13 protein-coding genes are annotated in these 12,903 nt (G+C 65.2%); 9 read left to right on the top strand and 4 right to left on the bottom strand.

Going from position 1 to position 12,903, the window contains the following annotated elements:
* Positions 1–18: 18 nt before the first annotated feature.
* The 3 genes from AQ611_RS01355 to AQ611_RS01345 form a co-directional block, all read right to left on the bottom strand.
* Positions 19–864 (bottom strand): PaaX family transcriptional regulator C-terminal domain-containing protein, encoded by an 846-nt coding sequence (locus tag AQ611_RS01355; RefSeq protein ID WP_059517131.1) that lies wholly within the window; start codon positions 862–864, stop codon positions 19–21.
* Positions 865–1,045: 181 nt separating this feature from the next.
* The gene (locus AQ611_RS01350) at positions 1,046–1,798 is read right to left on the bottom strand and encodes an anti-sigma factor family protein (protein ID WP_069233540.1); all 753 of its coding nucleotides are present in this window, start codon (positions 1,796–1,798) and stop codon (positions 1,046–1,048) included.
* Positions 1,795–2,313, bottom strand: coding sequence for an RNA polymerase sigma factor (locus AQ611_RS01345; protein ID WP_069233539.1), 519 nt, complete (start codon positions 2,311–2,313; stop codon positions 1,795–1,797). The genes AQ611_RS01350 and AQ611_RS01345 overlap by 4 nt, the downstream gene beginning before the upstream one ends.
* A 171-nt stretch (positions 2,314–2,484) precedes the next feature.
* On the opposite strand from AQ611_RS01345, the gene AQ611_RS01340 reads away from it, so the two are divergent.
* The 7 genes from AQ611_RS01340 (at position 2,485) to AQ611_RS01310 (ending at position 10,217) form a co-directional block, all read left to right on the top strand.
* On the top strand, positions 2,485–3,654 hold the full coding sequence (locus AQ611_RS01340; RefSeq protein WP_069233538.1) for a catalase family peroxidase: 1,170 nt from the start codon (positions 2,485–2,487) through the stop codon (positions 3,652–3,654).
* Positions 3,651–4,178, top strand: a complete 528-nt coding sequence (locus AQ611_RS01335; RefSeq protein ID WP_069233537.1) for a cytochrome b — start codon at positions 3,651–3,653, stop codon at positions 4,176–4,178. Before AQ611_RS01340 ends, AQ611_RS01335 begins: the two co-directional genes overlap by 4 nt.
* A gap of 225 nt (positions 4,179–4,403) precedes the next feature.
* The gene (locus AQ611_RS01330; protein WP_059517139.1) at positions 4,404–5,306 is read left to right on the top strand and encodes a phytanoyl-CoA dioxygenase family protein; all 903 of its coding nucleotides are present in this window, start codon (positions 4,404–4,406) and stop codon (positions 5,304–5,306) included.
* Positions 5,307–5,316: 10 nt separating this feature from the next.
* The gene (locus tag AQ611_RS01325) at positions 5,317–6,558 is read left to right on the top strand and encodes an ATP-grasp domain-containing protein (RefSeq protein ID WP_069233536.1); all 1,242 of its coding nucleotides are present in this window, start codon (positions 5,317–5,319) and stop codon (positions 6,556–6,558) included.
* Between the two features lie 35 nt (positions 6,559–6,593).
* Positions 6,594–7,691, top strand: a complete 1,098-nt coding sequence (locus AQ611_RS01320; RefSeq protein WP_069233535.1) for an N-acetyltransferase DgcN family protein — start codon at positions 6,594–6,596, stop codon at positions 7,689–7,691.
* Positions 7,688–9,007 (top strand): ATP-grasp domain-containing protein, encoded by a 1,320-nt coding sequence (locus tag AQ611_RS01315; protein WP_069233534.1) that lies wholly within the window; start codon positions 7,688–7,690, stop codon positions 9,005–9,007. Before AQ611_RS01320 ends, AQ611_RS01315 begins: the two co-directional genes overlap by 4 nt.
* A 67-nt stretch (positions 9,008–9,074) precedes the next feature.
* On the top strand, positions 9,075–10,217 hold the full coding sequence (locus AQ611_RS01310) for an NAD(P)-dependent malic enzyme (RefSeq protein WP_231935885.1): 1,143 nt from the start codon (positions 9,075–9,077) through the stop codon (positions 10,215–10,217).
* A 71-nt stretch (positions 10,218–10,288) separates the two neighbouring features.
* Here the strand turns inward: AQ611_RS01310 and AQ611_RS01305 are convergent, their stop codons facing one another.
* Complete coding sequence (locus AQ611_RS01305; RefSeq protein ID WP_059517149.1) at positions 10,289–11,164, bottom strand: LysR substrate-binding domain-containing protein; 876 nt, start codon at positions 11,162–11,164, stop codon at positions 10,289–10,291.
* 159 nt (positions 11,165–11,323) lie between these two features.
* On the opposite strand from AQ611_RS01305, the gene AQ611_RS01300 reads away from it, so the two are divergent.
* Positions 11,324–11,839, top strand: a complete 516-nt coding sequence (locus AQ611_RS01300) for a lipocalin-like domain-containing protein (protein WP_069233533.1) — start codon at positions 11,324–11,326, stop codon at positions 11,837–11,839.
* Positions 11,840–11,940: 101 nt separating this feature from the next.
* Positions 11,941–12,879: a DMT family transporter gene (locus AQ611_RS01295; protein WP_069233532.1), complete on the top strand. Its 939-nt coding sequence runs from the start codon at positions 11,941–11,943 to the stop codon at positions 12,877–12,879.
* Positions 12,880–12,903 lie beyond the last annotated feature (24 nt).

Genomic DNA, 12,903 nt, shown 5'->3' with positions numbered 1-12,903 from the left:
CTCCTCGCGCGTGGCGCGCTAGGACAACGCATCGGCCGTGGCGCGCGCCGGCGCATCGCGCGGCGCGGCCGGCTCCAGCCGCTCGCTGTCGAACAGCGCCCGCCAGATTCGATGCCCCGTCGCAACGTAGCGGCGCGTACAGGCGATGAACGCGCTGCGCGCGTCGCAATCGACGAACGGCTCGGGCAGCAGCGGATCGAACACGACCTGCCGGATTGCCCGGCCGCCGAGCAGGAACGCTTCGCGCGCGGCGATATCGAGATCCAACCCCGGCGCGCGCGCGAGCCAGTCGTTGAGCTGGTGGCCGAGCGTGCGGTACGTGTCGGTCAGCGTGTGACCATCCCAGAGCGCGCGGATGCGCGCCTCCTGATCGGCGTCGAACCCGCCCGCGACGAACACGGCCGCCGACGTCTCCACGCCGAGCTTCACGAGACGCCGCCGCACCGCATCGACGTTCGCTTCAATGTTGTCCGGACGCACATAGAGGCTGCGGTCCCATTCGCGAAAGCCGAGCATGCGCAACGCGCGCTCGCGGCGCGCGAGCGCGGTGCGATCGACGCGGCCGAGCGGCAGGCACGACACCATCAGATACGCGCCGCTCCAGCGCCGCAGCCGCGTTTCGACCGTGCGCCACGCGCTCAGCTCCTCGGATAGCTCGGCGGCCGACGAGCCGATCCGGTAGCTGCCGCGCTCGGTGCTTTCGACCAGCGATTCAGCCGCGAGCCGTGCCAGCGCGACGCGCACGCTGTTCTCGGTCAGGCCGAACAGCCGGCACGCGATGATCGCCTCGCGCACTTGCAGCGGCTCGCCGTTTTTCGCGACGAGTAAATCAAGGATCAGGTGTTTCGCGGGAGGTTGCAGCATCGGGCGCCAGGTTGCCGCGTGGCCGCGGAAACGAAAAGGGGGAAAAGGTGATTACACAAAATCTATTTATATTTCATTATGTGTAATATTTCAAGGCGAATGAAATGGCGATGCCGTTAGGTCGGATCGGTTGGTGATGATCGCCGGGCGGCGCGCACGGGCGCCGGCGGCCGGTTTCGGGTCAGATCTGCGCGTCGAGCGCGCGCGCCACGGCGGTTTCGTCGAGGCTGCCCGCGCGCCCGACGATCGCGTAGTTGAAACCGTGCGACGATCCGTAGCGCGCCAGCAGCCCGCCGTCGATGCGTTGGCCGGCCGCGAGCAGCCGATGCGCGGATTCCGGCGGGCGCACGTAGAAGCTCAGCGTTCGGCCGTGCGCATCCTCGTACAGCACCATCGCCGCCGCGCCGCGCTCGGTCGCGAACAGGCGGCCGCCGACCGGCCGGAAACCCGCGCCGCTCAGATCGGGCAGCTTCACGGCCGAGCCCACGCGCGCTTCGAGCCACGCTTGCAGATCGGCCGGCCGGCGTGAAGGGAAGTCGATCCGCGCGCTGCGCTCGACCACTATCAGCTTATAAGCCTCGAGCGCATCGCTCATCGGCGCGGCGGGCGTGCCCGTCAAGCGATGCGCGTGCCAGCCGCCGAGCGTGCCGATCCCCACGCAGAGCACGAGCGACGCCGCCAGCGCGAAGCGCGCCCGCGCGCGCTCGGCGCGGCGCGCGCGCAGCGCCGCGGGGTCGAGCGCCGGATTCGCGGGCGGCGGCGGCAGGCTCGCGAGCGCCGCGCGCAGCCGCTGCGCGTCCTGTTGCCAGCGGTGCACCTGCGCCGCACGCTCCGGGTCGCGCGCGAGATAGCGCTCGACGGCGGCGCGCTCGGCTTCGTCGAGCCAGCCGTCGACATAGGCATGCAAGTCGTGTTCGTCGGGAGGGAGCTTCATTTCATCAATCGCAGCGAAGGAGCAGAGGGCTCGCCGTCGCACAGGCCGCGCAGCGCCTGGCGCGCTCGGGACAGGCGCGACATCACGGTGCCGATCGGCACGCCGAGCAGATCGGCGACTTCCTGATAGCTGAAGCCTTCGACCGCGACGAGCAGCAGCAGGCTGCGCTGCTCGTCGCAGAGGCGGCCGAAGGCCGTGAGCATCGCGCGGGCGCTTGCCTCGCGCTCGGCGGATGGCCATTGCGGTTCGTCGTCCTCGTGCAGACGGCCGAGCATCCACGCGTGCCGTTTCGCGCGGCGCCGCGCGTCGAGAAATTGCCGGTACAGGATCGTGAAGAGCCAGCTACGCAGCGCCGTATCGTCACGGCGCTGCGACCAGCGCGACAGCGCGCGCTCGAGCGAGGCCTGCACGAGATCGTCGGCGCTGTGGACGTCGCGGGTCAGCCAGAGCGCGAAGCGGCGCAATCTCGGCAGGAGTTCGCGCAGTTGTTCGTCTAGATCGTCGGCAGGCGGCATGGTGGGCGGCAGCAGGCGAAAAGCCGGCTCGGGCATGGGTTCGTCGCGTATGACGCCGGCCGACGCAGTTTATTCCCCGTGGCTGACAAAAAAATTTTCGATGGAATAGACCGGGCGGTGCGACGTCTTACGCGCATTCGACACATGACCTGGCGGTCGGGAGCGCATGCGATGGCGGATTCTTCCTCGTCTTCTTCGTCACGGCGCGCGGCAGCGCGCGGCCGATGGCGCTGGATGCTGATCGGCGGCGCGGTGACGGCGTGCGTGGCGGCGTTCGGCTACGCCGGCGGTTGGCTCGCGCCGCAGCGGCTCACGCCCGAGCGGCTCGTGGACGCGTTGCAGCGCAATGGCGGCCTGCACCCAGGGTATCGGCGCAATCACGCGAAAGGCATATGCGTGACGGGTTATTTCGAAGGCAACGGCGCGGCGAGCGCGTATTCGATCGCGCCGTTTTTCGCGGCGGTGCGCACGCCTGTCGTTGGCCGCTTCGCGCTGCCGGGCGGCAATCCCTACGCGCCGGACAGCAGTGTGCCGATTCGCAGTCTCGCGCTGCGTCTGAGCGCGCCGGACGGCGAGCAATGGCGCACCGGGATGAACAGCATGCCGGTATTCCCGGTCGCGACGCCGCAAGCGTTCTACGAGCAGACGATCGCGAGCCGCCCCGATCCGCGCACCGGCAAGCCCGATCCCGCGAAGCTCTCGGCATTCTTCGCCGCACACCCGGAGACGGCCGCGTTCCGTGCGTGGGTGAAGCGTGCACGGCCGGGCGCGAGCTATGTCACCGAGACGTATTACAGCCTGAACGCGTTTTATCTCGTCGATGCAAACGGTGGCCGGCATGCGGCGCGCTGGCGCGTCGTGCCGGAGCGGACGGCAGGCGTGGGCGATAAGGGGGGCGCGAGCGATACGGGTGGTACGGGTGACAAGGGCGACGGTCATGCGCGCAGCCCGGGCGCGCCGAACGATGCGGTGCGCGCGGGCGATCCGGACATACTGCGGCGGGATTTGCTGCAACGCCTGGCGTCCGGCCCGCAGCGCTGGCGTTTGCTGATCACGCTGGCGGCGCCCGGCGATCCGGTCGACGACGCGACGCGCGCGTGGCCCGACGAGCGCGCGACGATCGACGCGGGCACGCTCGTGATCGAGCGCGCGCAGGCGCAGGACAGCGGGCCGTGCCGCGACGTCAATTACGATCCGACGATCCTGCCCGATGGTATCCGCGTATCGGGCGATCCGCTGCTCGCCGCGCGTTCGGCCGCGTATGCCGATTCCTATTTGCGCCGCACCGGCGAGCAAGCCGGGGTGCCCGGCGCTGCGCGCCCCCTTCCGGAGAAACGATGATGAAACCTGTGTTCAGTCCGCTCGCACGCCTGCTGCATTGGGTGATGGCCGCGATGATCGTCGCGATGCTGTTTATCGGCGTGGGGATGGTGGCGTCGGTGTCGCATCGGCATGCGGCGTTGGTTGCGTTGCATCGGCCGCTCGGGATCGCGGTGCTGGTGCTCGCATGCGTGCGCGTCGCGGTGCGGCTGCGCCGGCGGCCGCCCGCGTTGCCGGGCGATTTGCCCGAATGGCAGCGGTTCGCCGCGCACGGGTCGCATCTCGTGCTGTATGCGCTGATGATCGCGATGCCGATGATCGGCTGGGCGATGTTGTCGGCGGGCGGGTATCCGGTCACGCTCGGCGAGGGCGTGCGCTTGCCGGCGATCGTGCCGGCCGATCCCGTGTGGTTCGCGTGGCTGCGGCTCGCGCATCGATGGCTCGCTTATCTGTTTTTCGTGACGTTCGTCGCGCATTTCGCGGCGGCGCTCTATCACGGACTGATTCGTCGGGATGGCGTGATGGGGGCGATGGTCGGGCGGTAACGGGCAGGACGAAGAGGAGAGGATTCGGACGATGAGGGCCTCGGGCAACGAACGACAACGAGCGTTGCCCCACGCGCGCTGGGCGGCACGCTATACCTTTGTCTAGCTGTCGACCCGATTGGCACGGCTATACGATGGGTTCCGGCAAACAAGCAATGCGCCGGAGAGACCGGCAAATTCGCCGGCAAATTCGCCGTCAAATTCGATTACCCAGCGAGGGCCGACATGTCCTTTCACCTTTCCGATGAAGAAGTGGCCGCGTTCGGCGAGAACGGTTTCCTCGTCGTTCGAGATTTGTTGGACGCCGAAGCAATCGCCTCGATGCGCTCAGCGATCGACGAGATTATCGGTTCTGCCGGCGATCTGCGCGAAGTCGCGGAGCTGGAGCCCAGCGATCCGACCGTCATCCGGCGCATCTGGCAGCCATCCAAGCGGCATGCCGCTTTCCGTGCGGTACAGGAAGACCCGCGCCTCGTCGATCGGCTCGAATCGCTGATTGGGCCCGATATCGTCTTCCATCACAGCAAGCTCAACATGAAGGGGCCGCGCGTCGGCTCGCCGGTCGAATGGCATCAGGATTTTTCTTATTACCCGCACACGAATTCGAAGCTGATTGCGTGCCTCATTTATCTGGACGACGCGTCCGAGGATAACGCGTGCCTGCGGGTGCTGTCCGGTTCGCATCGCGCGTCGATCTACGACCACACGGAAAACGGCCATTTTCGCGGCAAGGTCGACCTGGCGCATCTGCCGACCCAATACCCGGAGATGACAGCGGCCGGCGGTGCGGGCACGGTTGTATTTCTGCATTGCAAAGTGCTGCACCGGTCTGATCCGAACCACTCGGCGCGGTATCGCCGCTGCTTCATTCCCGCTTATCGCGCGGCCGACGCGCTGCCCATCTACTACGGGCCGCATGCCGCGCACAACGAAGCGGGAACTTATCTGCTGCGCGGGCAACGCCGTTCGGTCGCGCTTTGCGAAGCGGGTGTTTATCCGATGCCGATCACACAGAAGGCTTTCAACTCGCTCTATGCGCTTCAGCAAGGCGAGCATCTGCTTGCCGACGAGCTGCACACGCGCTCGAGCGGATACGCCACGCACGCTCTGACCACGGAAAAAATGTGACGAGGATGCGATGAAGCCTCATGTCCTGGTGATGAACCGATGGCCGCAGTACCGCAACGCCCGGCAATGGGATCATGAGCTTTGCCGATACGACGAGATCATTCCGCCGGATTGCGACGTCAGCTATTTATGCGACGACGAGGGCCGTACCGGCGTGCCGATTACGGCGGATGTGCGGCGCGTGCATGCCGTCGCGAGCTTCGACGATATCGGCGAGGTGATTGCACGGGTGGCACGCGTAATCAGCCTGCACGGGCCGGTTACGCACGTGCTCGCATTCTCGGAGTATTTGCTCGATGCGGCGGCGGCCGTTAGAGCGCATTTCGGGATTCCGGGGCATCGCCCCGGCGACGTCGACCGGTTTCGCGACAAGACCGAAATGAAGCGCCTGCTGCACGCGGCGGGCATTCGCGTGCCGGCCTGGTTTGCATGCGATGCGGATGGCGCGGGCGATAACGATGCGCACGCGCTCGAATTGGGATTTCCGCTGATTTTGAAGCCTGTGCGGGGCGCATCGAGCAAAGGCGTGCTGAAAGTGGAGTCGATCGATGCGTGGCGCCGTATTGTGCAGACGCGCGAGCTTCGAGGATTCGAGATCGAGGAGTACATCGACGGCGACATTCTGCACGTGGACGGCGTGGTCGATGCATTCGGGCAGAGCGTGTTCATGTCGGTGAGCCGTTATATCTCGTCGTGTCTCGAATTCGAAGCGGGCGTGCCGCTCGGCTCAGTCATCCAGACCGAATCGCCGGTGACGGCCGCGTGCCGGGCGTTCGCGGCGGCATGCGTGCAAGCGCTCGGGCTGCGCGGCTCGGCATTTCATCTCGAATTGTTCGAACGGGACGGCGAATTGATCTTTCTCGAAGTCGGCGCGCGCGTGCCGGGCGCCGACGTGCCATACGTCGTGCACCGCGTGTTCGGCGTGAATCTGTTCCGGCTGTGGGTCGACGTCGTGCTGGGCAATTCGTCATCGCCGCCGCGAAACGTTGCGACGAGCGGCGGCTGGCTGACGATTCCGCGGCCAGCGCCGCTGCCGCGCAAAGTGGTGATTGCCCGCTCGCTCGTCGGGCGCGTGCCGGGGCTGTATCGCGAGCTGATTCCCGCGGCGGGCGAGATGTTGACCGATACCGGTGGCGGCTATACGCACCTGCAAGGCGGGCGCTTTCTCGTCGAGGGGCGCAACGAAGCCCAGGTGTTGGCCTCGATGGACGCGATCAGGACGCAATACGTGCTGGAAACCGTTCCTGCATGACTCGCTTTTATTTGCCCCGTTCAATGGAGACCCGGATGCAAACCCTATCTCATGCCGAATTGCTTGCAAAGAAATGCGTGGTTTTCGCCGAAGGCTGTTTTGGACTGTTCACGAGCAAAGTGGCGGCGTCCTATCTGCGCTACCGGCCCGAGCGCTGCCTCGCCGTGATCGATAGCACGCAGGCCGGCAAGCGTGTGCAGGACGTGATCGGATACGGCGGCGATATCCCGGTTGTGGCGGATATCGAACAAGCGCTGGCTTTCGGCCCGGAGGTGCTGTTCATCGGCAAGGGGCTGCATTCCGCGCAACTGCCGCCCGGATGGAAGGAGCCGATTCGCACGGCGATGCAGCGCGGTTTGCATGTGATCAACAGCATCCATTTCAGATTGCATGCCGATCCGGATCTCGCGAAAGCGGCGAGCGAAGCGGGCATTACCGTCTGGGAGACGAAAGAGCCGGTGCCGCTCGAACTCAACAAGGCGCGTGTGCTGGAATTGGACTGTTTCGTCGTGCATACGTGCGGCAGCGATTCGAATATCGGAAAAAAGACAGCGGCGCTCGAAATCACTCACGAAGCCAACCGGCGCGGTATTCGCACCGGATTTGCGGCGACGGGGCAAACCGGCATGCTGATTTCCGGCACCGGAATCGTCGTCGATTGCATTCCGAGCGACTTTGTCGCTGGCGCGGCGGAAAGGGTGGTGCTCGATGCGGCAGTGGGAAACGATTGGGTCGTGCTTGAAGGGCAGGGGTCGCTCAATCACATCGGCGCGAGCGGCATTGCGTTGGCGCTGCTGCATGGCGGTTTGCCGCATGCGCTGATTTTTTGCCATCGGCTCGGGCTCGAGCGCACGAAGGTCTGGAATACGAAGATTCGGCCGCTTGCGGAGCTGATCCGGCTCAACGAAGCGCTGACCGTCTTCGAGCGGCCGGCGAAAGTGGTGGCGATCAGCGTCAACAGCGCGGGCTTGAGCGACGAAGCATACCGCCACGAAGCGCAGGTGCTGCGGGATCAAACCGGCTTGCCGGTGGTCGATCCCTGTCGCGACGGCGCCGGTTTGCTGGTGGATGCGCTGCTCGCGTACCAGCAAACGCTCGGGATGCTTCAGCCGGCCGGGGAGACCATGCAATGAAAGACGCCATCGTCTTGCTGATGCATCAGGGCAACTCTTTCACGCGCGAACTCAGCGCGCTGCTCGCCACACGCGATATCGCGCTTGTTGCGCTCAGTTCGTTGCCGCCCGATCCCGAGGTATTCGAGCGGAATAAAACGTTGCTCGACGACTGGGTGCTCGTCGATCACGCCGAACTCACGCAGGCGGACGTCGAGCAAGCGGTTCGCACCTTCGAGCAACGTCATTACCGGCTGCTCGCGGCGATCGCGACCTTCGAGGGCTATCGCCTGCTGATGGCCGATCTGAACCGCGCGCTTGGCTCGCGGGATGCGCCGCGCGAGGCGCTGGAGCTGAGTCTGGACAAATTCCGTTGCCGCGAATTTCTCCGTCGCGCCGGGCTCAGCGCGGTGACGAGCGTGCACCTCAACGAGGGCGAGGACCCCGCGCGGCTCGACCTCGATCCGTCGCGCCGTTGGTTCGTCAAGCCGGTGCGCGGCGCGGCGTCGTTCGGGTGCTTCATTCTGGAGAGCGTGCGCGATCTCGACGATTTGCCGAGGATGCGGGCGCAAATGCTGGACGACCGGAAACTGTCGGCCATCTTCATGGGCAAGTACGGGTTTTTCGCCGAAGAGTATGTCGAAGGGCCGGAATTCAGCTTCGAGATCGTCGCGGCCGATCGGCCGCGCGTCATCTGTATCCACGAAAAAGCGCGCGTCGAGCGCTTGCAGCGCACCACGCTCGAAAGCATGTCGATTTCCCCTCCCGTTTCGCTGTCGCGCGACAGCTTGCTGGACGGCGCGCGATTCGTCTGCGATTGCCTCACGCGTATCGGTTTGACGCAAGGGGCGTATCACGTCGAGATGAAGTATTGGGAAGCGAAACGGCGCTGGGAAATCATCGAGATCAACCCACGCATGGGCGGCAGCCTGATCAACGCCAGCACTGAGCGCGTCACCGGCGTGTCGATGCTGGAGATGTGGCTGCGCTCGTTGTTGCTGAAGGACGATGCCGAGCGTGCGATGTTTCATGCCTTTATCGACCGTGTGTCGCAGCTCGCGCGCCTTGACGATCCAGCCGAACGGCGCGCCACCCTGTTCGTCAGCAAGTACGGAGAAAAGGGCCGCACGATCAAGACGATCGAATACGAGGCGGCCGGACAGCCGCCCGATCTGCTCGAACTGCACGGAAAGCCGGGGTTGAAGCTCGAGGATTCGGACCGTGCGATTTGCGTAATGGATGCGCTTTGGGTGGTCGACAAGCACGCGCTCACGCAATCGATCGACGTGCTCGAGCACGAATCGGACACACATTTTCGAATCAGCTATTGCGAATAGCCGGTGGGTCAGCGCGGATGCGTCGTTTTTTGCAATCCAGTCCAATTTCAGTCGGGAACTCATGCTCATGGTCGATCTATCTCATCCGGCGTTTCAGGCGCATCTCGGCGGCAAGCTGCAGATGACGGGCAGGGTGAACATCGAAACCCGCGAAGATCTGGCTCGCGTCTATACGCCCGGGTTCGCGCGCGTTGCTGCCGCGATTCATCGCGATCCGGAGTTGATCCGGCGTTACACGATCCGGCAGAACACGGTCGCGATCGTGACGGACGGCACGGCCGTATCCGGCATTGGCGACGTCGGCCCGTATGCCGCGCTGCCGGTGATGGAGGGCAAGTCGCTCGTGTTTCGGCGCTTCGCCGGCATCAATGCGGTGCCGATCTGTGTCGACACGCGCGACAGCGGGGAGATTGTCGATACCGTCGCGCGCATCGCTCCGGCTTTCGGGGCAGTGATGCTCGAGGATATTGCCGCGCCACGCTGCTTCGAGATCGAGGCGCGGCTCGAATCGGTGCTGGGCATTCCGGTATTGCACGACGACCAGCACGCGACGGCGATTTCGGCGAGCGCCGCGCTGCTCAATGCGCTGAAGCGGATCGGCAAACGCATCGGCGAGATCAAGGTCGTGATGGTCGGCGCGGGCGCGGCCGGCACCGGCTGCGCGAAGATGTTCATGCAGCTCGGTGTGACGCGGCTGATCGCATGCGATCGGATCGGCGCGATTCATCGCGACCGCGCCGATCTCAACCCATCGAAAGCGTGGTTTGCCGAGCATACGAACGGCGCGTGCGAGACCGGCACGCTGCGCGACTTGCTCGCGGGCGCTGACGTGTTTCTCGGTGTGTCGGGGCCGGGCGTGGTGACGGCCGACGATATCGGATCGATGGCGCGCGAGCCGATCGTGTTTGCGCTGGCGAATCCCGAACCCGAAATTCTGCCGTCCGACTTGCGGGGCACGCGGGCAATCGTTGCGACCGGCCGCAGCGATCTTCCGAATCAGATAGACGGCGGCCTTGCGTATCCGGGGCTCTTTCGCGGCGTGCTGGACAGCCACGCACCGGCGTTCACCGATGCGATGAAGCTGGCCGCCGTGCACGCGATTGCGGGGTTGGTGGATGCGGATCAGCTCGATGCCGGCCGCATCATTCCAGACATCTTCGACGAGCGCGTGATGCCTGCCGTCGCAGCGGCCGTGGCGCAAGCGGCGTGACGCCAATGCCGAATGCGGCCGGCAAGCTTCGCGTGAACGGTTCGACGGCGGCCGCGCGGTGCGGGGGCGCGTCAAACGGCGAGATGTTCGACGGCGCTTTCCAGCACGACTTGCTTGAGTTGTTCGAGCGCGGGAGACAGTTTGCGGTGCGCGCCATGCAGACACAAATCCACCGTGGGCAGCTCCGGCAGCCCGTCACGCACGCCGAGCCGGCGCAGCGTGGGCGGAATGCCGGCCGCCGTGCGCAGCGTGATGCCGAGGCCGGCGGCGACCCCCGCCCACAAGCTTTGAAGGCTCGCGGTCGTGTATGCGAGCCGCCATGAAATATTCGCGTCGTCGAGCGCCTGCACGCCCGCGCGACGAAAAAGGCAGGGCGGATTGTAGAGCGCGAGATCCAGCGCGGCGCCCGCGGTCGAGCGGCGGGTGAAGTTTTGCGGGCCGATCCACGTCATAGGCAGTGTCGAGACATGTACGGCATCGGGGCGCGCTTGCTGACCGAGCGCCAGCACCAGATCGAGTTCCGCTTTGTCGAGACGCTCGAGCAGCAGGCGATTGGGTTCGACCGCGATTTCGACGCGCACCGCGGGATGGGTTTTTTTGAATGTGCCGAGCACGCCGGGCAGCCAGGTTTCCGCGAAATCGCTGGGCAGGCCGAAACGCACGCTGCCTTCGAGTGCCGCGCCGCGCACCGAGCGTATTGCCTCGTCATTGAGATCGAGAATGCGCTTGGCATACGAGAGGATCACGTCGCCCGCGTCGGTCAGCACGAGCCCGCGCCCTTGGCGGCGAAACAGCGGCAAGCCGACTTGCTCCTCGAGCTTGCGGATTTGCTGGCTGATCGCTGATTGGGACCGGCCGACGCGCTCGGCCGCACGGTTCAGGCTGCCCAATTGATGAGCGGCCAGCAGCGTTCGCATCACATCCATATCGAGATTCGGCAGAGACATGATTCAGTTTTCCCGCAGCATCGATACGGAATTATCGCATCTCCTTCAGAGTCGTTTGGCTATCATCAAAGCCGCACGCAACGCGCCGGCGCGAATGCCGGCTTGACGCAGATGAGCAATGATTTCCGATACCTTGGACGACGAACCTGGAGACTCGATATGACGAACGCTGGATCGCTGATTCGATTGGCCATGAAGTTGGCATGCGCGGGCGCAATGCTCGCGATGCCGGTCATATCGGTTGCGGGTGGCGCGTCGGCGTCGCTTGCCGGCACCTGGGCACTCGTGGCCGCGGACGTCGAACATCCGGACGGCACGCGCGGCCGCGATTATGGCGCCGCGCCGTCCGGCCTCTTGATGATCGATCGCGCCGGACGCTATTCGTTGCAGATCTTCAAGGCGGAACGCGCGCGCTTTGGCTCGGGCGACAAACGTTCGGCAACGGAGGCCGAATACAAGGATGCCGTGATGGGATCGAGCACGCACTTCGGCACGCTCGAAATCGATCCGGCGTCGCACACGCTGGTTTTTTACATTCAACATGCGTCGTTTCCGAATTGGGAAGGCGAGCAGCAAAAGCGCACCTATGAACTGAACGGCGATGAATTGAGCTACCGCGTCGTTGCGCGCCCGAATGGCGATGTGCCGATATCGGTGTGGAAGCGCGTGGACTGAACGCGCCGGCAGCACATGGCATGGTCCGCGCGGCTCGCGCGGGTACGGAGCGTCGGCGCAGGAGCGATTCAGCTTCTTAGCCCGCCGGCGATGCGATTCGGATGACTATGGAGGTGCCGTTGCTTGCGTCGACTGTATGGGAGTGGGCCTGGGTGCCGATCGTCTTGTGCGCGGCGTTTGGGCGCACGGTGCGCAATGCCGCCCAGCGCAGCTTGACCGAGCAGGCCGGGACGTTGCCTGCAACGCTCGTGCGGTTTCTGTACGGCCTGCCGTTTTCGCTGCTATGGATGCTGTTGTTATCGCGCATGGGGGGCACGCTGCCTGCGGTAACGGCGGCGTGGGCGGGGTGGTTGACGCTTGGGGCGCTCGCGCAGTTGGGCGGGACCGCGTTGTTGTTGATGGCGATGAAGCAGCGCAACTTCGTCGTGGCGGTAGCGTTCTCGAAAACCGAACCGTTGCAAGTGGCGCTGGTTTCGCTGCTGGTGCTGCATGAAGTGCCGGGCGGACTTTCGATGCTGGGCATGTTGATCGCGATGCTGGGCGTTGTCTTGCTGACCTATTCGGGACCGGGGCGGCGTGCGACGGACGTGGGCGGCGGGTTCGGTTTATCGGCCGTTTATGGGTTGGGCGCGGGCGCGGCGTTTGCGTTGATGGCGGTCGGCTATCGCGCGGCGGCCTTGCATCAGCCGGGCGTGACGCCGTGGATGAACGGCGCGTGGGGCGTGCTGTGGGCGCAGTTGATCCAGTCGGTCGTGCTGGGCGGATATCTGCTGCTGGCGAATCGCGCCGGATTGCTCGCGATCGTTCGGATCTGGCGTTTTTCGTTGACGGTCGGAACGGTCGGCGCGCTGGCGACCATCGGCGAATTGACCGCGCTTGCGCTTCACGGCGCGGCGGACGTGCGCACGCTCGGGCTGGTCGAGGTGCTGTTCAGTTATCTGGTGTCTCGCAAGCTGATGCGCGAGAAGCTCGGCATGCTCGAGCGTTGGGGGCTGACGCTCGTGACGTCCGGGCTGATTGTCGTGTGCGCGCAATTCTGACGCTGTAAGCGGCCGCGAGCGGCC

Origin of the sequence: Burkholderia singularis (assembly GCF_001718875.1) — a bacterium.
Taxonomy (GTDB): domain Bacteria; phylum Pseudomonadota; class Gammaproteobacteria; order Burkholderiales; family Burkholderiaceae; genus Burkholderia; species Burkholderia singularis.
This window is presented reverse-complemented; position numbering and strand designations above follow the sequence as displayed.